Source organism: Desulfuribacillus stibiiarsenatis (genome assembly GCF_001742305.1).
Taxonomy (GTDB): Bacteria; Bacillota; Bacilli; order Desulfuribacillales; family Desulfuribacillaceae; genus Desulfuribacillus_A; species Desulfuribacillus_A stibiiarsenatis.
Window position 1 is genome coordinate 39,690 of sequence record NZ_MJAT01000006.1, and the last position, 26,990, is coordinate 66,679.

Annotated in this window: 28 protein-coding genes and 1 riboswitch; of the genes, 27 read left to right on the forward strand and 1 reads right to left on the reverse strand. The window is 36.9% G+C overall.

What is annotated here, in order from left to right; genetic code table 11:
- Window positions 1-78 precede the first annotated feature (78 nt).
- The 17 genes from era (at window position 79) to BHU72_RS04300 (ending at window position 19,044) form a co-directional block, all read left to right on the forward strand.
- Window positions 79-981 (forward strand): GTPase Era, encoded by a 903-nt coding sequence (gene era, locus BHU72_RS04220; protein ID WP_245671850.1) that lies wholly within the window; start codon window positions 79-81, stop codon window positions 979-981.
- A 108-nt stretch (window positions 982-1,089) separates the two neighbouring features.
- Window positions 1,090-1,230 carry a YqzL family protein gene (locus BHU72_RS15390; RefSeq protein ID WP_083248250.1) on the forward strand — a complete coding sequence of 47 codons (141 nt, stop codon included), beginning with the start codon at window positions 1,090-1,092 and terminating at the stop codon, window positions 1,228-1,230.
- The gene (gene recO, locus BHU72_RS04225; RefSeq protein WP_069701391.1) at window positions 1,220-1,978 is read left to right on the forward strand and encodes a DNA repair protein RecO; all 759 of its coding nucleotides are present in this window, start codon (window positions 1,220-1,222) and stop codon (window positions 1,976-1,978) included. The genes BHU72_RS15390 and recO overlap by 11 nt, the downstream gene beginning before the upstream one ends.
- Window positions 1,979-2,051: 73 nt before the next feature.
- Window positions 2,052-2,540 (forward strand): DUF4342 domain-containing protein, encoded by a 489-nt coding sequence (locus BHU72_RS04230; RefSeq protein WP_069701392.1) that lies wholly within the window; start codon window positions 2,052-2,054, stop codon window positions 2,538-2,540.
- Window positions 2,541-2,815: 275 nt separating this feature from the next.
- Entirely contained in the window at window positions 2,816-3,679 is an 864-nt protein-coding gene (gene glyQ / locus BHU72_RS04235) for a glycine--tRNA ligase subunit alpha (protein WP_069701393.1), read from the forward strand.
- Between the two features lie 13 nt (window positions 3,680-3,692).
- Window positions 3,693-5,771, forward strand: coding sequence for a glycine--tRNA ligase subunit beta (gene glyS, locus BHU72_RS04240; protein ID WP_069701394.1), 2,079 nt, complete (start codon window positions 3,693-3,695; stop codon window positions 5,769-5,771).
- An 86-nt stretch (window positions 5,772-5,857) separates the two neighbouring features.
- The gene (ccpN, locus tag BHU72_RS04245; RefSeq protein ID WP_069701395.1) at window positions 5,858-6,502 is read left to right on the forward strand and encodes a transcriptional regulator CcpN; all 645 of its coding nucleotides are present in this window, start codon (window positions 5,858-5,860) and stop codon (window positions 6,500-6,502) included.
- A gap of 44 nt (window positions 6,503-6,546) precedes the next feature.
- A complete protein-coding gene (locus BHU72_RS04250; RefSeq protein ID WP_069701497.1) occupies window positions 6,547-7,362 on the forward strand; it encodes a pyruvate, water dikinase regulatory protein in 816 nt (271 codons plus the stop codon).
- Window positions 7,355-10,003, forward strand: a complete 2,649-nt coding sequence (gene ppdK / locus BHU72_RS04255; protein WP_069701396.1) for a pyruvate, phosphate dikinase — start codon at window positions 7,355-7,357, stop codon at window positions 10,001-10,003. The genes BHU72_RS04250 and ppdK overlap by 8 nt, the downstream gene beginning before the upstream one ends.
- A gap of 205 nt (window positions 10,004-10,208) precedes the next feature.
- Complete coding sequence (locus BHU72_RS04260) at window positions 10,209-11,204, forward strand: deoxyguanosinetriphosphate triphosphohydrolase (protein ID WP_069701397.1); 996 nt, start codon at window positions 10,209-10,211, stop codon at window positions 11,202-11,204.
- A gap of 19 nt (window positions 11,205-11,223) precedes the next feature.
- Window positions 11,224-11,685 carry a DUF188 domain-containing protein gene (locus BHU72_RS04265; RefSeq protein WP_069701398.1) on the forward strand — a complete coding sequence of 154 codons (462 nt, stop codon included), beginning with the start codon at window positions 11,224-11,226 and terminating at the stop codon, window positions 11,683-11,685.
- Window positions 11,686-11,728: 43 nt separating this feature from the next.
- Complete coding sequence (gene dnaG, locus BHU72_RS04270; protein ID WP_069701399.1) at window positions 11,729-13,561, forward strand: DNA primase; 1,833 nt, start codon at window positions 11,729-11,731, stop codon at window positions 13,559-13,561.
- A gap of 74 nt (window positions 13,562-13,635) precedes the next feature.
- Window positions 13,636-14,703, forward strand: coding sequence for an RNA polymerase sigma factor RpoD (gene rpoD / locus BHU72_RS04275; protein WP_069701498.1), 1,068 nt, complete (start codon window positions 13,636-13,638; stop codon window positions 14,701-14,703).
- A 50-nt stretch (window positions 14,704-14,753) separates the two neighbouring features.
- Window positions 14,754-15,614, forward strand: coding sequence for a hypothetical protein (locus BHU72_RS04280; RefSeq protein ID WP_069701400.1), 861 nt, complete (start codon window positions 14,754-14,756; stop codon window positions 15,612-15,614).
- Between the two features lie 4 nt (window positions 15,615-15,618).
- Window positions 15,619-16,305: a tRNA (adenine(22)-N(1))-methyltransferase gene (locus tag BHU72_RS04285; RefSeq protein ID WP_083248252.1), complete on the forward strand. Its 687-nt coding sequence runs from the start codon at window positions 15,619-15,621 to the stop codon at window positions 16,303-16,305.
- A gap of 1 nt (window position 16,306) precedes the next feature.
- Window positions 16,307-17,407 (forward strand): Nif3-like dinuclear metal center hexameric protein, encoded by a 1,101-nt coding sequence (locus BHU72_RS04290; protein ID WP_069701401.1) that lies wholly within the window; start codon window positions 16,307-16,309, stop codon window positions 17,405-17,407.
- A gap of 296 nt (window positions 17,408-17,703) precedes the next feature.
- Window positions 17,704-19,044 carry a PhoH family protein gene (locus BHU72_RS04300; RefSeq protein ID WP_069701403.1) on the forward strand — a complete coding sequence of 447 codons (1,341 nt, stop codon included), beginning with the start codon at window positions 17,704-17,706 and terminating at the stop codon, window positions 19,042-19,044.
- A gap of 59 nt (window positions 19,045-19,103) precedes the next feature.
- On the opposite strand, the gene BHU72_RS04305 is transcribed toward BHU72_RS04300, so the two are convergent.
- On the reverse strand, window positions 19,104-20,312 hold the full coding sequence (locus BHU72_RS04305; protein WP_069701404.1) for a [Fe-Fe] hydrogenase large subunit C-terminal domain-containing protein: 1,209 nt from the start codon (window positions 20,310-20,312) through the stop codon (window positions 19,104-19,106).
- A gap of 248 nt (window positions 20,313-20,560) precedes the next feature.
- On the opposite strand from BHU72_RS04305, the gene BHU72_RS04310 reads away from it, so the two are divergent.
- The 10 genes from BHU72_RS04310 to BHU72_RS04355 all read left to right on the forward strand — a co-directional run bounded on the left by BHU72_RS04310 (window position 20,561) and on the right by BHU72_RS04355 (window position 26,985).
- On the forward strand, window positions 20,561-21,556 hold the full coding sequence (locus BHU72_RS04310) for an ABC transporter substrate-binding protein (protein WP_218076096.1): 996 nt from the start codon (window positions 20,561-20,563) through the stop codon (window positions 21,554-21,556).
- Complete coding sequence (locus BHU72_RS04315) at window positions 21,534-22,319, forward strand: ABC transporter permease (RefSeq protein WP_069701406.1); 786 nt, start codon at window positions 21,534-21,536, stop codon at window positions 22,317-22,319. Before BHU72_RS04310 ends, BHU72_RS04315 begins: the two co-directional genes overlap by 23 nt.
- Window positions 22,320-22,337: 18 nt before the next feature.
- Window positions 22,338-23,003 (forward strand): ATP-binding cassette domain-containing protein, encoded by a 666-nt coding sequence (locus BHU72_RS04320; RefSeq protein WP_069701407.1) that lies wholly within the window; start codon window positions 22,338-22,340, stop codon window positions 23,001-23,003.
- A gap of 102 nt (window positions 23,004-23,105) precedes the next feature.
- Window positions 23,106-23,294 carry a ferredoxin gene (locus BHU72_RS04325; protein ID WP_069701500.1) on the forward strand — a complete coding sequence of 63 codons (189 nt, stop codon included), beginning with the start codon at window positions 23,106-23,108 and terminating at the stop codon, window positions 23,292-23,294.
- A 161-nt stretch (window positions 23,295-23,455) separates the two neighbouring features.
- Window positions 23,456-23,995 (forward strand): hydrolase, encoded by a 540-nt coding sequence (locus tag BHU72_RS04330; RefSeq protein WP_069701408.1) that lies wholly within the window; start codon window positions 23,456-23,458, stop codon window positions 23,993-23,995.
- A 309-nt stretch (window positions 23,996-24,304) separates the two neighbouring features.
- Window positions 24,305-24,392: riboswitch (cyclic di-GMP riboswitch) on the forward strand.
- A gap of 76 nt (window positions 24,393-24,468) precedes the next feature.
- On the forward strand, window positions 24,469-24,813 hold the full coding sequence (locus BHU72_RS04335) for a DUF192 domain-containing protein (RefSeq protein ID WP_069701409.1): 345 nt from the start codon (window positions 24,469-24,471) through the stop codon (window positions 24,811-24,813).
- A gap of 93 nt (window positions 24,814-24,906) precedes the next feature.
- Complete coding sequence (locus BHU72_RS04340) at window positions 24,907-25,086, forward strand: Flp family type IVb pilin (RefSeq protein ID WP_069701410.1); 180 nt, start codon at window positions 24,907-24,909, stop codon at window positions 25,084-25,086.
- A 68-nt stretch (window positions 25,087-25,154) separates the two neighbouring features.
- A complete protein-coding gene (locus BHU72_RS04345; RefSeq protein WP_069701411.1) occupies window positions 25,155-25,670 on the forward strand; it encodes an A24 family peptidase in 516 nt (171 codons plus the stop codon).
- On the forward strand, window positions 25,667-26,056 hold the full coding sequence (locus BHU72_RS04350) for a TadE/TadG family type IV pilus assembly protein (protein WP_069701412.1): 390 nt from the start codon (window positions 25,667-25,669) through the stop codon (window positions 26,054-26,056). The genes BHU72_RS04345 and BHU72_RS04350 overlap by 4 nt, the downstream gene beginning before the upstream one ends.
- Window positions 26,057-26,067: 11 nt before the next feature.
- Entirely contained in the window at window positions 26,068-26,985 is a 918-nt protein-coding gene (locus BHU72_RS04355; RefSeq protein WP_069701413.1) for a Tad domain-containing protein, read from the forward strand.
- Window positions 26,986-26,990 lie beyond the last annotated feature (5 nt).

Here is a 26,990-nt window from a genome sequence, read left to right on the forward strand (position 1 = left end):
ATAGTAGGTATGTATTCAATGCAAGGCAACGAAAGAAAAATTATGCTAAACGAGGTTTGGTTTAAAGGAGAAAGAACATTGGTAAATAAGAATTTTAAATCTGGTTTTGTTTCTATTGTTGGTCGCCCGAATGTTGGTAAATCGACATTACTCAATAAAGTTATGGGCCAAAAGATTGCAATCATGTCTAATAAGCCACAAACAACAAGAAATAAGATCCAAGGGATTTTAACAGAAGAATCGTTCCAAGCTATCTTTATTGATACACCTGGGATTCATAAACCAAAGCACAAGCTCGGTGAATATATGAACCAACAGGCGACGAGTACTTTAAGGGAAGTAGATGCCATATTGTTTTTGGTGGAAGTGGATCAAGAGCCAGGAACAGGCGATATCTTCATAGCTAATTTATTGAAAGACCTGAAGACACCTATAATTCTTGTATTAAATAAGATGGATTTAATCTCGAAAGAGATGCTGCTTGTCAGAATTGGACAGTACAAGGATATCGTAAACGCGATAGCATTCATCCCAATCTCTGCGATTAAGGGAGAAAATACAGAAGTTTTATTAGATGAAATCAAAAAACTACTTCCTGATGGCCCTATGTTCTTTTCGGCAGATCAAGTGACAGATCATCCAGAACGGTTTATTATTGCTGAGCTGGTTAGAGAGAAGGTTCTGCACCTCACCCATGAGGAAATTCCTCACTCCATAGCAGTAGTTGTTGAGCACATTGCTGAGCGCGAAGGTACAGACACACTATTTATTTCTGCTGTTATCTATACAGAGCGTCCTTCGCAGAAGGGAATACTCATTGGCAAACAAGGATTGCTCTTGAAGGAAATAGGAAAACGAGCGCGTGGCGATATCGAACGTCTATTGGGATCAAAGGTATACTTAGATTTATGGGTTAAGGTAAAAAAAGACTGGAGAAATCATGCGATAGAATTAAGAAATTTTGGATTCCAAAACGAATAGCATATTATACCCACCAAATATTGTACAACATGAAAAAACGAAAGTAAGAGAAACTAACATTACAATCAAGAATTACATTACATTATGTAAGAAAGGTTTGATTAACTAATGAAAAACTTTTCTTGGAATTACTTCTCGTTGTCAGGTCAAGTGGAAAGCTATTTATTGTATAAAGGGTTAGAAGGTACGAATGGTGTTGAACAGACACTGGATTCTAATCTAGAAAAGGATAATGTTGATGATATTTAATGCCGAAGGTCTTGTTTTAAAGGGAATTGATTATGGGGAATCCCATAAAATCGTTCACATTTTAAGTCCTTCATTAGGGAAATTTTCTGCTATCGCTCTTGGAGCGAAAAAGACTAAAAGCAAGTTTAGCGCAACTACCCAACCTTTAATGTTGGGTTCTTTTGTGTTATTTAGAAAAGGCGATTCATTAGCGAGTCTGAATCAGAGTGAAATCATACAGTCATATCCAAAATTACGTAACGATTTATTACTCTCTACATATGCCATGTATATATTAGATGTAACGGAGCGAGTGCAAGAAGAAAACGAACCAGCTTTTGAGCTTTTTCAGATGCTTACCAGTATATTGAACAAGATGGAAGAAGGTTATGACGCAGAAATTTTAGTCAGGATTTTTGAAATTAAGTTATTTGCACTTAAAGGCTATCGTCCATGTGTTGACCAATGTCTCCATTGTAACGCAGTTGAAGAAGGATACGCGTATCGATTTAGTGTTCGCTTGGGAGGTTTTTTGTGTCCAAGATGCACTCAACAAGATCCCAAAGCGATGCATATTACACCATCGGTGGCGAAATTAGTTCGGGTCTTTTTATATATTGACTTAGAAAGAATCGGAGAAATCTCTGTAAAGAAAGATACAAGAGCAGGCTTGGAGGAGGTATCTCAAGCGTTTATAAGGGAACATTTGGGTCTGCAAATGAAAGGGCATACTATGATTGCACAAATTAAATCGGTATATGAATCTTAGTGTATGAATCTCAGTGAAATTACACAAATTATTAGTAAATCAACCCATTCTTGTATTTTAGGAGGTTTACTATATGACGAACAATTACACTAATGAAATGAATGAGAAAACGCAAGAAGAGTTATTACAAGAAGTACAGACCATTTCTTCCTACACTGGGGCAAATATGAAAGAAGCTTACCAAGCATATATGCGGTGCAACAAAGATGTAATTCAGGCGATTATTGAATTAGAAGAAGTAGAAACACCAGCAATTTATGAACGTGTAATGATCCATAGTGAAGAGCTCTTCGAATTCTTACGTAACGTAGTGGCTAAGGGAAATGTCAGTAGAGTTGTGATTAAGCGAGATGATAAAGTGTTAATGTCTTTGCCAGTGACAATGGGAGCATTAGGTGTAGTTATGTTTCCTTACATGTCAATTGCTGCATTATTAGGCTTAATGTTTGGTCAGTATGAAGTACTGATTGAGAAGAACAAAATACAGCAAAACACTACTCCTTATACACCAGAAACAGCTAGAGTAAAGAAATTGAAACTTGCGACTGTTGACAAAATGTAAAAAAATTTGCTATAATCCAAAAAAATTCATATGTTTGCTACAGTGATGGAGAAAGTAATAAACAAAGGAAATTACCAGCGAGTCGAGACAGTGAAAGTCGACATTTTGATGTTTATGAAAAGGAACTCTTGAGTAGCTATTAATAAGTTGGACTTACATAGTCAAGTAGGGTGGAACCGCGGGTAAAATCCCGTCCCTAAAGCATTTTCATTTGCTTTAGGGACGGGATTTTTTTATTTTTTTCATTATCTATAATTTTTTAGGGGGAACATTGAATGAATGTACAACAGATGATTCTGACGTTACAAAATTTTTGGTCTAAACAGAACTGTGCAATTTTACAGCCTTACGATGTAGAAAAAGGTGCTGGGACAATGAATCCGTATACTTTTTTACGAGTACTTGGTCCTGAGAAATGGAACGTAGCTTATGTAGAACCATCTAGAAGACCCGCAGATGGAAGGTACGGTGAGAATCCGAATCGTTTATATCAACATCATCAGTTTCAAGTGATTATGAAACCGTCCCCTGACAACATTCAAGAATTATATCTAGAAAGTTTGAAGGAACTGGGAATCAATCCATTAGACCATGATATCAGATTTGTAGAAGATAATTGGGAATCTCCTACTCTTGGAGCATGGGGACTAGGTTGGGAAGTTTGGCTAGATGGCATGGAGATAACACAATTCACGTACTTCCAACAAGTTGGTGGCATTGATATGAAACCAGTGGCAGTGGAAATTACTTACGGAATTGAACGATTAGCTTCCTATATTCAAGAAAAAGAAAATGTTTACGAGTTAGAGTGGGTACAAGGAATTACCTATGGTGATATATTTAAAATGGCGGAATATGAGCATTCGAAATATACGTTTGAGCATTCTGATAGTGCCATGCTTTTCCAACTATTCGCTACCTATGAAAAGGAAGCACAAAAGACAATTGATTTGAAATTAGTGCTGCCAGCATATGATTATGTCCTTAAATGCTCTCACACATTTAATCTTTTGGATGCCAGGGGAGCAATTAGCGTAACAGAACGAACAGGTTACATTGCTAGGGTAAGAAATTTAGCGCGCCGTTGTGCAGAAACATACTATCAACAAAGAGAAGAACTAGGCTTTCCATTAGCATAGGAGGTATGTATCGATGAATAGAGACTTATTATTAGAAATAGGAACAGAAGAAATCCCTGCTAGGTTTATGCCTGGGATTTTGGATGACTTAAATAAAAAAGCATGCAAATGGTTTGATGATTTACATATATCCTATCATTCAATCCAAGTGTATGGTACGCCACGAAGAATTACTTTGCTAGTGAAAGAATTATCTGAAAAGCAACAAGACCAAACAATTGAAGCAAGAGGGCCAGCAGTGAAAGCAGCTTATGATGAGCATGGCCAGCTTACAAAAGCGGGCGAAGGATTTGCTAGAGGACAGGGAGTCAGCGCGCAGGATTTACAAGTAAGAAAAACTGATGCTGGGGAGTATATATACGCCATAAAGCACATTTCTGGACAAGCTACACAAGAACTACTAGGCAACTTGGATAAATTAATCTTGAACTTGCAATTCCCGAAGAATATGCGTTGGGGTACTTATGATATACGGTTCGTACGGCCACTAAAATGGCTTCTATGTTTATATGGGAAAGAAATAATTACACTAGAAATTGCCGGACAAACGACTTCCAATATTACTTACGGGCATCGTTTTTTATACCCTCAACCAATTCATGTTAACGAACCTAGTGAATATTTAGATAAACTAGAAAATGCATTTGTCATAGTTGAGCAGGAAAAGAGAAAGACAGCAATCCTAAAAGAAATTCAGAGAGTTGAACAAGAAAAGCAGGTAAGAGTTTTTATTGATGAAGAATTATTAGAAGAAGTCATATATTTAGTGGAGTATCCAACTGCTTTAATGGGAAATTTCGAACAAGAATTTTTGCAAATCCCTAGCCAAGTGCTAATCACATCTATGAAAGAACACCAACGATATTTCCCAGTGAAAGATGAGCAAGATCACCTTCTCCCTCATTTCGTTACGATACGTAATGGTAATCAAAGATCATTAGAAACCGTACAAAAAGGTAATGAAAAAGTGTTGCGCGCAAGATTAGCAGATGCGAGATTTTTCTATGAAGAAGACAAGAAGGTGTCCATCGATACGTTTAACAACAAGCTTCAATCAATTGTTTATCATGAGGAATTAGGAACCATCACTGAGAAGGTTGATCGCATTCAAGAAGTAAGTATTAAATTAGCTTCAAATTTAGGTCTGAATAATGAACAACAACAACATTTATCACGAATCACCCAGATATGCAAATTTGATTTAGTCACACAAATGGTATATGAGTTTCCAGAATTACAAGGGATTATGGGTAAGGACTACGCAAAGCTTGCCGGTGAAACTGTTGAGGTCGCTAACGGTATTTTTGAACATTATTTACCGAGATTTGCAGGCGATATATTACCGTCCAACCTAGTGAATTCGATAGCTAGTATATCTGATAAAATTGATACTATCGTCGGCTGTTTTGGGATTGGTATTGTTCCAACAGGATCCCAAGATCCATATGCATTACGCAGACAAGCAACAGGTATTTGTCAAATCATAAAAGCCAATGAGATTGAATTACCAATCGATACGTTAATACAACTAGCGCTAGAAATTTTTGATAACAAAGGATTGTTGAAAAAGGATAAAGAAGTGCTTCAAAAAGAAATCTTTGAGTTTTTCCTACTACGTGTGAAGAACATCATGCAAGAAGAGGGCATTCGATATGATTGTATCGACGCAACAATTACAGAGAATAGCACAAATATCAACGAAATGATTGCTAGAGGACATGCACTACAAAAAGCTCTTGAGTTTTCATGGTTGAGTGGTGTAATCGATACGTTTAATCGTGTGAAGAACATTTCGTCTAAATCATCATCTACAGAATATTCAAATCAACATTTTACAGAAGATGCAGAAATCAAGTTAGCGGAAGCGTTTTGCAACTTTGAATGCGTGGTTACGACAAAGGTCGATAACAGAGATTATATTGCTATCTTAGAACTCATCAACGAATTAAAGCCAAACATCGACTACTATTTTGATAAGGTTATGGTTATGGATCAAAATCTTACAATTCAACAAAATAGACTAGGCTTTCTCAAGGCGCTCCACATACAAATTGCTATAGCCGGAGATTTGAGTAAAATTATCAATAAATAGTACTTGTACAAGCTAACACTAATATTATATAGTGTATACTAAATAGACATATTACCTAATTAGTATAGCACATTACATTGGTGGTGGTGACAATCGAGCTTAATAAAAGGCAAGAGCTTATCATTGAGATTGTAAAGTCTGATGGGCCGATTACTGGAGAACATATAGCCGATCGGTTATGTTTATCGAGGGCGGCCCTAAGACCTGATTTAGCTATACTCACAATGGCTGGATATTTAGATGCCCGACCACGAGTTGGTTATTTCTTTTCTGGCAAACATCAAGGAGAGATTTATAGTAAAAGGTTACGATTACTCAAAGTGAAAGACTATAAATCAATTCCTGTCGTTATTAACGAAAAGTCTACTGCCTATGATGCCATGTGTATGATGTTTATGGAAGATTTAGGTACTGTTTTTGTTACTCGCGAAGAAGAAGGTCTCATAGTATTAGTTGGGCTTGTTTCGAAGAAGGATCTATTGAAAATAGCAGTGGCTCAACAAAACATGCCAGAGATTCCAATCTCCATGGTTATGACAAGGACACCGCACATTATTACCGTTGCCCCTACAGATTCTCTGTACGAAGCAGCGCAGAAAATTGTTGAATTTCATGTGAACTGTTTACCAGTAATCAATAAACAAAATGGTAAGAATGAGCTTGTTGGACTTATTTCTCGTACTACAATTACTAGAGTGTTTGTAGAATTAGGATCTCTAAAAACTGTTTAGTGCAAGTAGGATTGATTGGAGGTTTTATTATTAAAGCTGAAAATATGCTCCCGATTGTTTATGTTCTATCGGACTCTGTTGGTGAAACTGGTGAATTTGTAGTTCGAGCTGTTGCTAGTCAATTTAATGGTGGCCATGTGGATATACGAAGAGTTCCTTATATTGATGATCACGAGTCAATTGTTGAGGCTTTTGAATTAGCAAAAGAGGCAAATGCTTTTATTGCGTACACATTGGTGCTTCCTAATCTACGCAATTTTGTGAAGATTAAAGCAGAGGAGTACAATATTCCTGCCGTTGACTTACTTGGAGATCTAATGGAGACCTTTTCTAATGTACATGGAAAGCAACCCAATTATTCCCCGGGCTCTATGAGACAGCTAGATGCAGATTACTTTAAAAGAGTAGAAGCAATCGAATTTGCTGTAAAGTACGATGACGGGAAAGATCCACGTGGTATATTACGAGCAGATGTAGTGTTAGTAGGGGTTTCCCGAACTTCCAAAACTCCATTATCTATGTATCTTGCACATAAAAGATTAAAAGTAGCAAACGTACCAATCGCGCCAGAAGTTACGCCTCCTGAAGAATTATTTCTAGTACCATCAAAAAAATGTATTGGATTAACGATTAATCCTGACCAATTGAATGAGATTCGACAAGAGCGGTTAAAGACGCTAGGGTTAACTCGCAATGCTAACTATGCAAAATTCGAGAGAATTCTTGAAGAACTAGAATATGCAGAAAAAATTATCAAAAGAATTGGTTGTCCAACAATCAATGTATCGAACAAGGCCGTAGAGGAAACCGCAGGGATTATTCTCGACATATTGAAAAAGGGAGGAAAAATAAGTGGGTAAAAAGTATGTATATCTTTTCCAAGAAGGAAATGCAGATTTGAAAAATTTGTTAGGAGGTAAGGGTGCGAACCTTGCTGAAATGACAAATGCAGGACTGCCTGTTCCTCCTGGTTTTACAATAAGTACAGAAGCGTGTAATGAATATTATAACGCTGGCAAAGTATTCACCGATGAGATGAACAGACAAGCTATGGATGCATTAGCTGCATTAGAACAGCAAGTAGGTAAGAAATTAGGGGATATAGATAATCCACTTTTAGTATCTGTGCGCTCAGGTTCTGTTTTCTCTATGCCGGGGATGATGGATACCGTTTTAAACTTAGGTCTTAATGATCAAACGGTAAATGGACTTGCCAAAAAAACAAACAACCCACGTTTTGCATATGACTCCTATCGTCGTTTTATTCAAATGTTTAGTGGAGTGGTATTAAATGTCGATCATTACCACTTCGAGCATGTGATTGATCATGTGAAAGAACAAAAAGGAATCACGGAAGATACGCAAATGACAGCGGAAGATTGGCAGACTGTTATTGCTGAATATAAAGTAATTGTCAAAAAACAGACAGGTGAAGATTTCCCACAAGAGCCAATGGATCAGTTAAAAAAGGCAACAATCGCAGTATTTGATTCATGGAATAATCAACGTGCCATTATTTATAGAAGGGTACATAAGATACCTGACCACCTTGGAACAGCGGTTAACATTCAATCGATGGTTTTTGGTAACATGGGTGACGATTGTGGAACGGGTGTAGCATTCACAAGAAACCCATCCACTGGAGAGAAACTATTGTATGGAGAATACTTGATTAATGCGCAAGGAGAAGATGTAGTCGCAGGTACTCGTACTCCGCAACCAATAGTGACTTTACAACAGGTTATGCCGGAAGTGTTTGATCAATTTGTAGCAATTTGCAACCGTCTAGAAAGTCATTATCGAGATATTCAAGATATCGAATTTACAATAGAAGGTGGCAAGTTATACATTTTACAAACGAGAAATGGTAAAAGAACTGCTCATGCAGCAGTGAAAATAGCATATGATTTCGTAATCGAAGGGATTCTTACGAAAGAAGAAGCACTATTGCGTGTTGACCCAAGTCAATTAGATCAAATATTACACCGTCGAATTGACCCGAATGCAAAGCAAGATGTGATTGCAAAAGGATTACCAGCATCTCCAGGTGCAGCATCAGGAAAGGCGATTTTTGATGCAGACCTTGCTGATAAGCTTGCTAATGAAGGGCAAAAAGTAATGCTAGTAAGACCAGAAACTACTCCTGACGATATCCATGGTATCTTGGCGGCCCAAGGAATTCTAACAAGTCGCGGTGGTATGACAAGTCACGCTGCCGTCGTAGCTAGAGGAATGGGAAAACCAGCGATTTGTGGATGTGAAGAAATTAAAATTGATCTAAAATCGAATTCCTTTACTGTGAATGGAATCACAGTTAAAGAAGGTGACATCATCTCCATTGATGGGGGAACAGGTAGGGTTATGCTGGGTGAAGTGAAGCTAATCGATCCAGTATTGTCAGACGAATTCGTAAAATTATTAGGATGGGCTGATGAGATACGTGATTTAGGCGTTCGTACGAATGCTGATAATCCAGAAGATTCTAAGAAGGCTAGAGAGTTCGGAGCAGAAGGAATTGGACTTTGCCGTACGGAACATATGTTTATGGCTTCCGATCGAGTACCTATCGTTCAGTCAATGATACTAGCAGAAAATGAAGAAGAGCGTTTGGTAGCACTAGAAAAACTTCTGCCTATGCAACAAGAGGATTTTGAAGGCATATTTAGAGAAATGGCTGGGTTGCCTGTTACAATTCGTCTCTTAGATCCACCACTACATGAATTCCTTCCGCACCTTGAGGACTTAGTAGTAGAGATTACTAAACTTCAGATGAACCCTAATGCTGATGCAAGGGTGTTACATGAGAAAGAAATCTTGCTGCGCAAAGTACGCGGATTAACGGAATTTAATCCAATGCTCGGCCATCGAGGTTGCCGTTTAGGTGTGGTGTATCCAGAAATTTACGAAATGCAAGCAAGGGCGATCTTCCAAGCAGCATGTAAGTTAGCAGCTGAAGGAATTGTCGTTATTCCTGAAGTTATGATTCCATTAGTGGGCCATGTGAATGAGTTATCATTGATGAGGAAGTTAGTGGAAGATACTGCTAAGCAAGTATTTGAAGAATTAGGCCAAGAAATTGAATATAAGGTTGGAACTATGATTGAAGTGCCAAGAGCTGCTATTACTGCAGATGAGATTGCGACAGAAGCAGATTTCTTCTCATTTGGTACGAATGACTTAACACAGACAACTTTTGGATTTAGCCGTGATGATGCGGAAGGGAAGTTCCTGCACTACTACGTCGATAATAAAGTACTTCCAGAAAATCCATTTGCAGTACTAGATGAACAAGGGGTAGGGAAATTAGTTGACTTAGCTGTAAAACTTGGAAGAGGAACAAAGCCAGGGTTGAAGACTGGTATATGTGGAGAGCACGGTGGCGAGAAGCAATCGATCGAATTCTGCTACCGTACCGGCCTAGACTATGTTAGCTGTTCGCCATTCCGCGTTCCAATCGCTAGACTTGCCGCAGCCCATGCAACAATAAAATTCAAAAAATAGATTTAGACAGATAGAAAATAAAAAAATAAAACATAAAAACTGATTCTATGAGATACAAATCATGGAATCAGTTTTTATGTTTCTACTTATATCGCATGTGAAAAAAATATGAACTTATTTTTAAAAATTGAACACAATTCTTTGTAAGTTTCTACCTCCATACTATATAATTATCAAAAGACAACGTACAAGGAGGATAGATACTGTGAAACGGAACTGGGATGACATTGAAGCGATTATATTATCTCCGTATGCGTGCAAGAGTAAAGATACAAAAGGAAGACGATTTGCCGATACACGCAAAGATCTCAGAACGGAATTCCAAAGGGATCGCGATCGGATTATACATTCTAAAGCGTTTCGTCGTTTAAAGCATAAAACGCAGGTATTTATAACTCCTGAGGGGGACCATTATAGAACGAGATTGACTCATACATTAGAGGTATCACAAATAGCCAGAACAATCGCTAGAGGTCTAGGTTTAAATGAAGATTTAACAGAATCTATAGCTTTAGGTCATGACCTTGGTCACACGCCATTTGGTCATGCGGGTGAAACAGTATTGGATAGGATACATCCAGAAGGTTTTCGGCATAACGAACAAAGTCTACGTGTTGTTGATTGGCTAGAAGATGGAAAAGGATTAAATCTGACTTGGGAAGTTCGGGATGGTATATTGAATCACACAGGTCCTAATAAACCCTTTACATTAGAAGGTCAAGTCGTCAAAATTGCTGACAGAATTGCATATATTAACCATGATATTGATGACGCAATACGTGGTAAGGTACTGACATATGACGATTTACCGAAAGAATTAATGCTTATACTAGGGTCAAGCCATTCTGAGCGAATTAGTGCTATGGTTCATGACATGATACGTAATAGTGAAGGAAAAGAAGAGATTTCACTAAGTGGAGAAATAACTCAAGCAATGAACGAGCTTAGGAAATTTATGTTTCAGTATGTGTATATATCTTCAGATGCAAAGAAAGAAGAAGAAAAAGCTAAGAGAATAGTGGAAGCAGTGTATCTTCACTATTTAACTCATCCAGAGCTACTACATAAGGAGTATCATAATCAAATACAGGACAATAATATTCATAGAACTGTATGTGACTTTGTGGCTGGAATGACTGATCGGTATATCATAACGCTGTACAAAAAGATTGTGATACCGGATCCATGGCTTATCGTATAGAACTTCTGGGGGTGACATTATGAAAATCTATGTTGACGTAGATTCTTGTCCTGTGAAAGAAGAAATTAAGCATATTTGCCAACAGCACGAGATTCCTACATACTTTGTTTCGAATCGAAAACATTTATTTGTTGTGAAAGAACCCTTATTGCATTATCAGTGGGTAAGAGTCGAAGGCTCGGATGGGATAAAGAACTACTTGCAGAACCATCTGTCCGAGGGAGATATCGTCATTAGCCACGATGTCAAAGTTGCTTCACAAGCGTTAGAGAAAAAAAGTGTCGTTATCACATTTCGTGGAAGAGTAATCAGTCATCATAATATAGAATTTTTAGAGTATAAAAAGCATATTCAATTACAACAGCCGATTGCTTCACGAGATTCAAATCATACTGACATGATGCAGCAAGAAGACCGATTATTATTTTCAATAAAATTGACAGAATTGATAATTTCTTTGCAAAAAGAAGGAGATTTATAATAAATGGCGAATAATTTATACCCTAGAAGAAGAGGTGTAATGTTTGGCTAAGGAAAGAATATCTGAAGATGTGATAGAGGATATTAGAAATCGATTTGATATTGTGGAAGTTATCAGTCGATATATAGATTTGAAGAAAAAGGGACGCACATATTTCGGGCTGTGTCCTTTTCATTCTGAAAAGAGTCCTTCTTTCGCAGTATCTTCTGACAAACAAATATACCATTGCTTTGGTTGTGGAGCTGGGGGCAATACACTCAGCTTTCTGATGAATATAGAAGGGTGGAGTTTTCCTGAAACTTTAAAAAATTTAGCCGAAGAGGCAGGGATTAACCTACCAGTTCAAGAAGATAATCATAATCAAGAAGATCAGCAGCAACGCACACGGCTATATACATCACACGAATTAGCGGCAAAATACTATCATTACATACTTCTTGAAACTGACTCTGGTAAACAAGCGTTTCAATATTTAGAGAACAGAGGATTTACAAGAAAAATTATTGAAGAATTTCAAATTGGTTTTGTGCCTGATAGTTACGACACAATATTAAACTTTTTGATGAGAAGAGGTTTTCATGAAGAAGAATTAGAACTTGGTGGACTTATAACAAAAAGTACAAAAAGTAATCGATATTATGACCGTTTTAGAAACCGCATTATGTTTCCGATTTGGGATGGGCAAGGTCGAGTAATAGCGTTCGGCGGTCGAATCCTAGATCAAGGCGAGCCTAAGTATTTAAACACTAACGAAACGCCTATATTTAATAAAAGTAAAGTTCTCTATAATCTACATCGTGCTAGAATGTCTATGCATCAAAACGCCGAAGTGTATATCACAGAAGGATATATAGACGTCATCGCAGCCTATCAAAACGGTCTTTACAATACCGTAGCAACATTAGGAACTTCATTCACTCCAGAGCATGCAAAGCTAATCCGTAGAAACGTAAATAAGGCAATCTTACTATACGATGGTGATGAAGCTGGGACTCAAGCGGCACTCAGAGGTAGTGAAATTTTAGAGAACCATTCAATTGATACTGCAATCGTGAACTTGCCAGATGGACAAGATCCGGATGATTATTTTAAGACGCAAACATTACAAGATTTTGCCCAGTTACGAAAAAATGCAATCTCTAGAGAGCAGTTACAACTTCAATTATTGAAAAGTAAATATCCGACGCAAAATGGTGAAGAAAAAGTCCATTATGCGATGGAGGCAATTCGGGTAATTGCTGAAATTGAGAATGCCCCGAAACGTGAGTATTTTCTGTTGGAATTGAGTAAAGAAGTGAATTTATCCTTAGATTCTCTTCAAGATGAATTAAAAAAACAGATAGAAAAACAAAAAAAAGCAAATAACATGAAGAAACACGATGGAAAATGGAATAATCGTATAAATTATGGAAAACATAGTCATAACCAGATGAATTCTATTATTCCAGCTTTTCAAAAAGCTGAGAGAGAAATCATTTGGATTATGCTTCATGATGTAGAAAAAGGTAAAAAATTAGCGGAAAAGATTCAAGCAGATTTCCAAATTCCTGAGCATTCTTTAATTGCTGCTAGAATATATAGCTATTATCAAGAGAATATATTACCTTCTATGTCGGAAATTCTTAATTATTTTCATGATCAACCGAATGTTTTACGTGTGTTAACCAACATGCAATTTACTTTTGATGAGCAACTTTTTGATGATCAAAGTCATCTAGATGCCTGTATAGAGCTAATAGAAAAACGCCAGCTAGAAAACGAATTAAAAATTTTACAAAATCAAATAGAATTAGCAAATAAAACAGGAAAACAAGATCAGCTTGTCGAATTATTAAAGAAGATGCAAGAAATCCAAAAAAGAATCAAAAAATTATAGCATTATTTTTGATGCAGTAACTCCAGGAAGGGGGGAGTAAGGAAGTGCCTAACGTAGAAAATAATAACAACGAAATGTCCCTTGAAGAAGTAAAACAGAAATTGTTAGAAGAAGGGAAAAAGCGTGGAGTATTAACATATAAAGAAATACTAGACCGCTTATCTAATTACGATCAGGATTCCGATCAGATTGATGAGTTCTTTGATTATTTAAACGATCAAGGAATTGATATATCGAATGAAGAATCTGAGGATATTATGGTACCAAGTGATGATTATATTATAGAAGAAGATCTATCAATTCCACCGGGTATAAAGATTAATGATCCAGTGCGTATGTATTTGAAAGAAATAGGTCGGGTACCCCTTTTATCTGCACAAGAAGAGATCGAGTTAGCAAACCGAATTGCTCAAGGTGATGAAGAAGCAAAAAAGAGATTAGCTGAAGCAAATCTTAGATTAGTAGTTAGTATTGCGAAACGTTATGTAGGACGTGGAATGTTATTTTTAGATTTAATTCAGGAAGGTAACATGGGTCTTATCAAAGCGGTTGAGAAATTTGACTACAAAAAAGGGTTCAAATTTAGTACATATGCAACATGGTGGATTCGACAAGCGATTACCCGCGCTATCGCCGATCAAGCGAGAACGATACGTATACCAGTACATATGGTGGAAACTATCAATAAACTTATTCGGGTTTCAAGACAATTACTGCAAGATTTAGGTCGCGAGCCATCACCTGAGGAAATTGCAGCAGAGATGGATTTAACTCCGGATAAAGTCCGAGAAATCATGAAGATTGCTCAAGAGCCTGTTTCACTAGAAACACCTATTGGTGAAGAGGATGATTCACATTTAGGAGACTTCATTGAGGATCAAGATGCACTAGCACCTTCAGATGCTGCAGCTTATGAATTGTTAAAAGAGCAGTTAGAAGATGTTCTTGACACTTTGACGGAGCGAGAAGAGAACGTGTTACGTTTGCGTTTTGGACTTGATGATGGTAGAACAAGAACTTTAGAAGAAGTAGGAAAAGTATTTGGCGTAACTCGTGAAAGAATCCGTCAAATTGAAGCGAAAGCATTGAGAAAACTACGTCATCCAAGTCGTAGTAAACGATTAAAAGATTTCTTAGAATAACAGTTCCTTCGAAGCACTCAGACGAGTGCTTTTTCCTTAGGAGGGTAAATATGAATTCCAACGAAAAAGAAAAACAAGTCATTATTCAAGAAATCAATAAATGGCGCGAGTCTAAGCTTCTACCTTCGGAGTATTGCGATTTCTTATTAAATTTATACTCTTCCGGGAGTAACGCCCCAAAAAAAGAAACAAAGAAAGATACTAAGTCGAATGGTAAAAGTAGTTTACCAAGGATATTAACAATCATAGGTTTTGTTATAGTGGTAGCAATTGGAATTTATTTTTTTTTAAATTTTACCTCTTTTCACCCAATAATGCAAATGACGATATTGGGAATTATCACGCTAGCCTGTTATGTAGTTACATCCATTTATTATAAACATTCTAACCCATATATCCCGTTAATCAGCCACAGTATCGCTTCTGTATTATTATCAGTATTTGTTCTTCGATTTTTATTTTTATATGGTCTAGATCAAGACATCTCCTCAGTACATATTAGTTTCTTGTTTGTATTTGTGGTGTGGTTAATTATGTCTATCGCATTGCGTCATCCTATCATTTTTTCTTTTGGACTTATTGGTCTCACTGTTCTATATAATCAAGTAGTTACACAGCAAGTACCATCTGAGTCAATCATCGAACCACAGCTATACTGGGTTCCCGTAGCATTAATTACCTGCTGGTTAGGATATGCATTATACCAGCATAAGAAGCAACACCAGTATAGCTACATTTTGTTGTTCTCTAGTTTTTTATATTTTTTCATGCCAGAGATAAACCTTGGATGGTTGTCACGAAGTTTCTCTAGTATTCAAGAGTCTTTAGCATTGAAAATTATTATATTATTTATCTTGTTTTTTATTGGGAAAAGCGTTTTGCGTTCCCAGGTAAAGCAAACGGAGGTATAGTATCTTGGGCATATCGAATCGACTAATGACAATCGCAGAATATATTCCGAATCGTGCAATACTAGCTGATATCGGTTCAGATCATGCGTACCTACCAATCTACAGTGTACAAAAAGGTATCGTTGAAAAAGCAATCGCAGGTGAAGTAAACGAGGGACCGTATCTTACTGCGAAGACAAATGTTATGGACCAAAAACTAGCGCACCTCATTGACGTACGATTAGGCAACGGTTTGGAAGTATTGCAACCTAATGAAGTGAATTGTATTACAATTGCTGGTATGGGTGGAATCTTAATCACAGAAATTCTAACGCAAGGGATTGATAAGCTAGAATCAGTGGGACGGTTAATTCTACAGCCGATGAATAGTGAACCTAAGTTGAGAGAGTGGCTTATACAGCATTCTTATCAAATTTTAGAAGAACACATTATGAAAGAATACGATATTATTTATGAGATTTTGATTGCTGAGCCTGTAAAGCAGAAACTGACTCTCTCGCACCAAGACATACAATTCGGCCCTGTTCTCAGAAGAGGAAAATCGATACTCTTTGTCGAGAAATGGCAAGATGAAATCAACAAACGCGAAAAAGTAATTCACAATATTATTAAAAATGGTTCTAATGTTGCGAACCAAGCAAAAATCCAAAAAATACAGCAAGAAATACTAGAAATTAAGGAGGTGCTATAGGATGCTTAGAAAAATTTTAGAACAAATAGCACCACCGCATTTAGCATATGATAAAGATCCGATTGGTTTACAAATAGGCTCTTGGAGTAGGAATGTTAGTAAGATTCTAGTGTCATTAGATATGAACGAGGCGATTGTAGATGAAGCGATTACTATAGGAGCAGAATTGATTGTTTGTCACCATGCGCCTTTTTACAAGCCTCTTTCTAATATTCTAGTAGATACTCCTACGGGCAAGATGATTGAAAAGTTAATTAAGAACAACATTAGTGTATATGTTGCCCACACGAATCTAGATATTGTTGAAGATGGGGTTAATGATGCATTAGCGAATGCACTTGGCATAGAAAATATAGAAATACTAGAAGTAACAAAAAAAGAAAAAATGAAAAAGCTAGTCGTGTTTGTTCCAGAAGATACCCACCAACAAGTCTTACAAGCGATTAGCGATGCGGGAGCAGGACAGATAGGGAATTATAGCCACTGTTCATTCAATATCTCAGGTACAGGCACATTTAAGCCTTTGGCGGGCTCGAATCCTTTTATAGGTTCTCAAGGAGAGTTAGAAAAGGTTAAGGAAATTCGTATTGAAACAATAATTCCAGAAGGAATTCAAGCAAAAGTCGTTCAAAATATGCTAAATGCACATCCATATGAGGAAGTTGCCTATGATATTTATCCCCTAGAGATTGAAGGAAGTGCTAGCGGAATCGGTAGAATTGGTTCCTATGAACAAGCAATGCAGTTTTCTGAGTTTTTGGATAAAGTAAAGTTAGTTTTAAACCTATCCACTATACAAGTGGCAGGTCCATCCAATAAGTTAGTGAAAAAAGTTGCGGTATGTGGCGGTAGTGGTAGTAAATTTATAGCAAATGCAATTCAACAACAAGCAGATGTATATATCACTGGAGATGTCACTTATCACGATGCGCAGTGGGCAGAACAACAAAACCTAACAATTCTCAACGCTGGTCACTATCCTACAGAAGCTATCATCGTTCCTAAGCTAACGGCAATGATTCAAAAGCGTTGCAATGATGAAGGATGTTCGATACAAGTCATACCTTCAATTGTTAACACGGACCCGTTTCATTATATGTAATATTCATAAGCACCCTCTCATAATGTAAATTAAGGGGGTGCTTTTTTATGGATACAACTAGAATATTATTAGCATTCGTTGTCTCAAGTTTCTTTTTCTTTTATTTTTATGTCGTAGCAGCATTAATATCAACACACACGAAATGCCCCGATTGTGGAAAGATAATGCATAGCTCCCGCTTCAAGAAAGATGCGCTAGAAGGAGAATATGTGTGCAATTTTTGTCAACAGCACAAGAAAGATGTAAGCACCTTATAAAGGTGCTTTTTTGGCTACTTAATTAGAGGGGGAATAATATTGGGAAAAATCTATGTCCTTGATACGAATGTATTACTTCAAGATCCTGGAGCCCTTTTTTCATTTCAAGAACATGAGGTAGTCATACCAGCAGTTGTAATAGAAGAAGTTGACGGCAAAAAAAGACTACAAGACGAACTTGGGAGAAGTGCTCGGCAAGTATCTAGACAATTAGATCGATTACGTGAACAAGGTTCTTTAATAGAAGGGGTCAAGCTTCCGCATGGAGGAACGATAAGAGTTGAGTTAAATCACAAGAATATCGATAAAGTAAAAGATTTATTTTTAGAAATAAACAATGATAATCGAATTCTTGCTGTTGCACTTAATTTATTGCTAGAGGAGTCCTGTAACGCATCTCCTAAATCAGTCATTCTAGTAAGTATGGATGCTATAGTACGAATTAAAGCTGACGTGTTAGGGCTTAAAGCGGAAGACTATAAAAATGAAAAAGTAGTAGACTATCATTTACTTTACCCGGGATTCTCCGAGTTTGTGATTTCTAATGAATGCTTAAATAAATATTATACAGAAAAAAAACTAGTTAAATCTGAGTTAGAAGAAGACATGGGGGAATCAGAGGTAGCGCTTTTTCCTAACCAAATGGTAATTCTAAAAAATGCCCTGTTACCGAATCAATCAGCCATCGTGAAATACAATGCCACCAAACAATCTCTTGAACCGTTTCAACTGTTGAGAGAACATGTGTGGGGAATATATCCGAGAAATGCTCAACAAAAGATGGCATTGGAACTTTTGTTAGATGATAACATTTCCTTAGTTACAATCACAGGTAAGGCAGGAACAGGGAAGACATTAATATCATTAGCAGCTGGATTATACAAGACGGAAGATGAGCGAAAATATAATAAAGTGTTGGTAGCAAGACCGATTATTCCGTTTGGCAAAGACATCGGGTTTTTACCAGGAGAGAAACAGGATAAGCTAAGGCCGTGGATGCAGCCAATTTTTGATAACCTTGAGCTGCTTTTTAATAAAAGGCAGAAGGATATAGAAGACATTGTTGCCAGTATTAATATCGAAGTGGAAGCGCTTACCTATATTCGCGGAAGAAGCATACCGAATCAATATATCATAATAGATGAAGCCCAAAACTTATCAAAGCACGAAGTCAAAACTATTATTACACGTGTTGGAGCCAACAGCAAAATTATTCTACTTGGTGATCCAGAACAAATTGATAACCCATACTTAGATTCAACAAACAATGGACTTACATATGTTGTAGAAAAATTTAAATACGAGCACATCTCTGGCCACATATCCTTATTAAAAGGGGAACGTTCAGAGTTAGCGCGCTTAGCATCACATTTATTATAGATACAATCCATGATAAAACCTTGGCATCTTAATGATGGCCAAGGTTTTGTTAGATCAAATTACTTCTTTTCAGTCAAAAAAGTACGTGTGAAAATTGGATTTGGTTCCAGTAAGCTTTCAAACGAGTGAAACCCTAAACGCTTTAATAATGCAATCACGTAAGGATTATCAACGGGTGTTTTATAGGTAGCTTCATCGCCGTATGTATTGACATATTTAGTCGCTCGGTCTTTATCAACTAATGCCTTTCCTCCTCCAACGCATCCGCCAACACATCCCATTCCTTCTAAGAAGTTAGCTTTAATATTTCCAGTTTGAATGTCTTTTAGGAGGGATTTACATTCCATGATTCCATTGGCTTGGAAAGAGCGCAACGGAATCGAACGATCAGGATTTAAACGGTTTAAAGTATTCTGAACCGCCTCACTTACTCCACCTGTTCTTGCGTATTTTCGTCCAGCAGTCGAAGAATGGTCTTTTAAATCTTCTTCTAGCTCTTCTGGTTTGATTTCTACTGCCTCAAAGACTTCTTGAATCTCTTGGAAAGTTAGTACGTAATCGACCGCATCCTTGACATCTGGTTCTTTTGCTTCTGCCCTTTTTGCAATGCATGGCCCGATAAATACAGTTTTCGCATTCGGGATTAGTTTTTTAATAGCGCGGCCACTTGCTACCATTGGTGAAACAGAGGGAGGCATATGAGGAACTAATTCTCCATACACTTTCTTAATCATACCTATCCACATTGGGCAACAGCAACTTGTTAATAAGAAGTCATCTTCATTCTTGATGTGATGGTCAAACTCTATCGCTTCCTTTAATGTTAGAATATCAGCAAACAAAGAAACTTCAACCATACCTGCAAAGCCTAATTTTTTGAATGCACTCCTTAACTTACCTTGTGTCATAGCGTCACTAAACTGACTGACGAATGCTGGTGCAATCATCGCATATACAGGATCATCTGTATTATTGATAAGTTCGAAGATTGGTAAAACTTCCTTTTTCCCAATCAGATTTTTACTTTTGCAGTCTCCTACACAATCATGACAGCCTGTACAGCAATTTTCATGAATGGCAACATTTCCGTATTCATCACGTGATAATGCTTCAAAAAAGCAAACCTTATCACAAACTTTACGCATTTCATCGGAACATGAACACTCTGCTAAACGCAAAACCGGTTTTTGTTTATCAGGATTTAGCAAACAATCAAGATGGGACTCATCAATTTCAACATCAAATAAAGAATTATCATAAGATTTCATAGTACCCCTCCTATACCTTTTCTTTTAAAATATATTTACAACTACAATAAAAAAGCTTAGAATTTAATTTAGAATTATTATAAAGCAGCAATTGTATCATAACGAAAGATATCAGAATTGACAAGAAGAAATTACCTATGAATATATTAACCATTTATTTCAATGATTATAGATATCTTCCATGATATGATATTAACATATAGCTTCAACTTTTTAAAATATACATAAAGATGAATGGAGAGAGAAAATTGAAAATCACAAAACAAATCTTGTCTTTAGCACTAATTATGTTTCTTACAATGGTACTGATTGCTTGTGAAATTGAAGAAAAGCCGGTTTCTCAAAGCGAGGATAAACAAATTCTTCGAATTGCTACCTTAAAAGGACCCACTGGAATGGGGATGGTACAGCTTATCGAGAATAATCTACATGGGAAAACACAGTTACATTATGACATTACTTTATATGATAGTCCCGACGCAATGATTGGAAAGATAGTTAACGGTGAAGTTGATATAGCAGCAGTACCGTCGAATGTAGCATTGCTTTTATATAATCGTACAAATGGTGCTGTGCAACTGGCAGGCGTGAACACACTAGGGGTATTATATGTACTTGAGAATGGTCAAAAGATTCAAACAGTAGAAGACTTGAAAGGCAATCAAATCGGTATTAGTGGGAAAGGAGCAACTCCCGATTTCATCACTCGTTATATACTAGAGCAAAATGGAATAAAACCTGATGAGGATGTACAATTAGAGTTCAAATTAGAGCATGCGGATTTAGCAACGGCTATGGCAGCTGGTGATGTGAAGATCGCTGTATTGCCGCAACCGCATGTTACAACGGCGATAGCTAAAAATCCTCAAATTCGCGTTGCATTAGATTTAAATCAACAATGGTCGTCATCTACAGGAGGAAATATCTTACCAATGGGTAGTATAGTAGTCCAAAAATCTATCGCTCAGTCGAATCCCGAGCTAATTCATACATTCTTAGAAGAATATAACCAGTCTGTGACTTTTGTTAACGAGCAAATGGATTTAGCTGCAGAATGGATGGAAAAGCATAACATCCTCCCAAAGAAAGAAATAGCACGTAAGGCGATTCCTGATTCTAATATTGTTTTAATGAAAGCAGTTGATGCAAAACCATATCTGGAACACTATTATCAAACGCTTTTTGACTATGAACCTAAGTCCGTAGGAGGAAAATTAGCAGATGAGGGTTTCTACTTCCAATAGCAGATCGAAATATTCTCGATTCTTATATATTACGAGCATTGGAATGTTCTGGATATCCCTCTGGTATCTATTACACGTATATATACAGAAGGAATTATACTTACCTGCACCAATTGATGTAATAATTAGAATAACAGATCTTATTGTAAAACAATCTTTCTGGATTTCAATAGGCTCTACCATGTTTCGGGTCCTTGTTGGCATTTTACTTTCTTTGACGGTCGGAACAGCATTTGGTATTATCGCTAGCTTTAATCGAGTATTTTACGACTTATTGTTTCCATTTGTTTCAGCGATTAAATCAACACCTGTAATGTCGTTTATAATCCTAGCGTTGCTTTGGTTTTCATCGTCGAATGTACCAATTTTCATATGCTTTTTAATGTGTTTTCCAATTGTTTATTCAAATGTGATTGAGGGCATTCGCAATACAGACCGTACTCTAGTGGAAATGGCTAAGGTTTATGGAGTAACAAAGAAGAAAATATTGTCTAAGATATTTCTACCTTCCATACGACCATATATTTTAGCTGCTGTTTCCACTACCTTAGGACTTGGCTGGAAAGTCAGTGTTGCAGCAGAAGTTCTCAGTCATCCAAGGTTCGGAATCGGTTCTAACATTTTTAATGCAAAAGTATATCTTGACTCAGTAGAATTGTTCGCATGGACTTTCGTTGTCATTATTCTTAGCGTATGCTTAGAAAGTCTATTTCAAAAAGTAATGAAAGTAAAATACCTAAGGGGTAACGATAATATTGTATGAGAGGGCTCCTAAAAGAATATGAATAATCAATCGCAGTTATCATTAGAGAGTAAAGATAGAACATTGAACATCGTCTTGTCCAAAAAAACATACAATCATGTGAGTGTAATCGAAGAAACTTCGGTTTCGCTTCCATTTGGTTATACACATTGTTTTTTTGGCCCATCAGGATGCGGCAAGACAACATTTCTACTTGAAATTGTACAGTATCTAAAGAACCCCAAAAATAATCGTATAGAATTAAAGACTCCAACTATATCGTGTATTTTTCAAGAGGACCGCTTACTACCGTGGCTTACGCTTTTAGAAAATATCTTATTTGTTACTGATAAATCTAACAGTAAACCTGCCTGTGTACCAGTGGATTTTATCTTAGATATTGTTGGCTTACTGGAATTTAAGCATTACTATCCCAATCAACTAAGTGGAGGAATGAAACGAAGGGTAGCAATTGCTAGGGCATTAGCATATGACGGTGAAATATTTATCATGGATGAGCCGTTTAAAGGACTTGATCAAGGGATTAAAACTCAAATTATAAACTACATGAAAGAAACCTTTACTTCTCAAGGAAAAACTGTGCTGTTTGTAACCCATGATGACCTTGAAGTAAAGGATTTTGCAGATTATCAGTATATTTGTGAGGGACCTCCATTTAGAATTATAGAGACGAAGAAAATTTGAGAATTTAAGGTGAATACTTCTCATTAGAGTTGCTCAAACTATGATAAGGCAATACATTGAATATATTGTCAACTTATTTGGAAGGGGATTATTTAAATGGCAATGAAAGCAACTGTAGATCAAGATTTATGTATTAGTTGTGGTGCGTGCATTGATATTTGTTCCGAAGTGTTTGATTGGAATGATGACGGTAAAGCGCATGTAAAATCTAATGAAATATCTTCAGATTTAGAAGACAGTGTTCGTGAAGCTTCGGAATCCTGTCCTACTGACGCGATTCCTATTAGTTAATCAATTGTTTAGATGGAATATATGAGCAGTATTTGAAAAAGAGATCATTTGGAAATTTCATTTGATCTCTTTTTTTCATTTCAGGTACGTGTCCATTAGAAGTACGTTTCTTGCAGTTATATATGTTATACTTTATGAAAAACTCATAGGAGCGTGTCGAAATGCTATCTACGCAAGATACAGTATTGGTAGTGATTGATATTCAAGAAAAGTTAGTAAAAGCAATGAAAGATCAAGAGCTACTTATTCAAAATGTACAGAAAATGATTCAAGGAGCACAGGTATTAGAAATACCTATTATTGCGTTAGAGCAATACCCAGAAGGGATAGGTGCAACAGTACCGGAAATTACTGCTTTAGTTCCAGATTGGTCGGCAATATCGAAGAACTGTTTTAACTGTGGGGCTAGCGAGGAATTTATAAATACATTAACTGCTTATAATAGAAAACAAGTATTATTAGTTGGCATAGAAGCTCATATATGTGTGTATCAGACGGCATTGGACTTAAAACAACGGGGATATGACGTAGAAGTAGTAATTGATGCTATTTCATCAAGGACTGAACTAAATTTAGAGCTAGCAATTGATAAATTAAGTAACAAGGGAATAGGGGTTACAAGCGTAGAAATGTCATTGTTTGAGTTGTTAGGTAAAGCCGAAGGAGAACAGTTTAAAAAGATTCTAAAAATTATAAAATAATCAGGCCATCTGACCTATATTAATTGATTGGCCTAGGAAAATAGTTACGGAAAAAACTGTAAATTTAAATGGTATAATCTTGGTTATATCTTGCGATTTGAGCAAAAAGGAATTATACCTATGACGTATTTCTGAAATATAGAATTATATTTCAGAAATACGTTTTTTATTAGGACTTTTGATATTTGTTATAAGCGTTAAGACATAGAATTCTATTTCTTATAATCGCGAAATATGATGGATGCTTATCTTGGTGGTTGTAAGTATAATAAAGACATAACAAAGATTCATCGATTAAACATCGCTGAATCTCGATAAAGGCAAAACTGATGAAAGTCAGTGACGCAAAGCTACAGGGGCTAATGTGTTTCGTGCACGATGCTCGCCAGCTACCGAAAGATTAGGGTGTTTTACATATTTTATCCCTACTTTCGGCGAAAGCAGGGATATTTTTTATACAAAGGAGGAGTGAAATGGCTTTAATCAATCTGTCGAACCACAGGACGCTAGCGAATTCACTTTTTAAGGCAGACACCTTTTGGAAACGATTCAAAGGTTTAATGTTTACGAAAGAATTATCTGCGGATTGTGGTTTACAGATTCATCCCTGCCGGTCGATTCACACATTTTTCATGAACTACACGATTGATGTACTTTACTTAGATGATAAGAATCGTGTCATTGCAATTGATCACAAAATGAAGCCTTATAAGCTTGGAAAGTATTATAAAGCTTCCCAGTCAGTCATCGAGCTTCCAGCTGGTAGGGCAAGTGAAACAAACACAAACATTGGCGATCAATTAGAAATTCAACATTAGAAACAAACTATAGAAATAAGTAAACAACTGATAAAAAGCTTAATTAAACAAAAGAACAAAAACAAAAAAACTCAAATTAAAGGAGCGAATGATATGATAAACAAATTAAAATCATTAGTACGTGAAGAGCAAGGACAAGGGATGACAGAGTATGGATTAGTCTTAGGATTAATCGCGGTAGCAGTAGTTGGAGCACTAGCATTACTAAGAGAGCAGATTATTGAAATGTATGATGGAGTCGTAGACATCGTAACAAACCGCGAAACTCCATAGGAATTTTAAAATGGCCTTGCGTATTCAGCGTAAGGCCATTTTTAAAAAACAGATTGCGAGGGATACCAATGATACTTGACATACTTCTACTGCTTGTTTTAATCATTTGCACCATTACAGATATTAGAGAAAGAAAAATTTACAATAAAATCATCTTCCCTTCCCTTGCTGTTACAATCCTATGGCATACGATGGAGGCTGGTTGGGCTGGCTTGGGAACTTCACTGTTAGGATTTGTGATGGGGTTACTATTACTATTGATTCCTTTTATGCTGGGTGGAATGGGAGCAGGAGATGTCAAGCTGTTAGCTTTAATTGGAGCAATTAAAGGGTATGCGTTTGTACTCACTACCGCAGTGTATATGGCACTTATTGGTGGAACTATAGCGATTGTCATTTTGTCTCGTAAAGATGCCTGGAATATCATACGATCTCTAGGATATTATCTTTCAGCAATTCAATGCGGAATGAAGGTGCCTTTAGTCGCTCTAGACTCACAAAACATGAAAACAACATATCCTTATGGCGTGGCAATTGCTCTTGGAGCAGTTATCAGTTTATTCACTAAAGGGTGGTTATTATGAGGTTTATTAAAGATGAAAAGGGACAATCGCTCGTTGAAATGGCGTTATTACTTCCGATACTTATAATTTTATTAGTCGGTATTATTGATATGGGTAGATTCTTATATACAAATCTTCATTTACATCTGGCTACACAGGAGACCGTTAGATTGGCAGGCTTAGGTGCAATGGATGAAGAGTTGAAACAATTTGTCGAGGGTTACTTCCATGGTGGTGACGCCAAGCAATTGAATATGACGGTCTCGCCAAACCAAGCAAATCGGAAATCAGGGCAATATGTAACAGTAATCTTGGAATATCCAATGGAAACTAAGACACCTATCATTTCTAGAATACTTCCACTACCAATTATGATTAAGACAGAATCAACGATACGCATCGAATGAGGTGAAGTTGGATGATTAGATTAATAAAGAAGTTAACCAATGAACAGAAAGGAAGCGCCATCATTCTAGTTTCGCTTGCTTTCATGGGTTTGTTAGCAATGACGGGCTTAGTATTAGATGGAGGTTCTTTGTACGTTACGAAAAGTCACTTACAAAAAACGGCCAATGCCGCTGTTTTGTCTGGCGCACAAGAATTAAATAACGCAACAAACCGAGTGCACGATGTTGTAAATCAAATTCTAGTAGCACATAATGAGCCGGATAGTATTCATGCTCTTAATGTTGTTGCCAATGATCGAGTAGTAGTCGAGTTAAGCCGAGAAGTTCCATTAAACTTTATGAGCCTATTCGGTATCGCCACGGCAACAGTCGATGTGGAAGCCAAGGCAGGACTTGGAGTAATGGGAACTGGTGCAGGCGCTGCTCCATTAGGAATCGATGATTCTGTGCAATTGAATTATTATAGTACTTATAAATTGAAAGTAGACCAAACGGGAGTAGATAGTGGAGTTTTTGGTGTATTAGCCTTAGGTGGAACAGGGGCTAGTACTTACGAAGACAACCTTCGTTTCGGTTATAAGAACGAAATAAAAGTAAATGATATATTGGATACCCAAACGGGCAACATATCTGGGAAAACGAGGACATCTATCAATGAGCGCATTCAAAAGTGTCCGTATCAAGTCAATGAATACCATCACAAAGACTGCCCAAGGATTCTTCTGGTACCAGTCTATACACCACATGAACATACACAAAATCAATTGAAACAAGTAAGAGTTACAGGATTTGCCTATTTCTATATTACAGAACCTATGGGCAGCAACGACACAAGCATCACAGGCGTCTTTATCAAAAAAACCGGGAGAGGTGTAGTAAGTGCTACTGGTTCTGATCGAGGGGCCTATGTAACGAGACTTATACAATAGGCAGG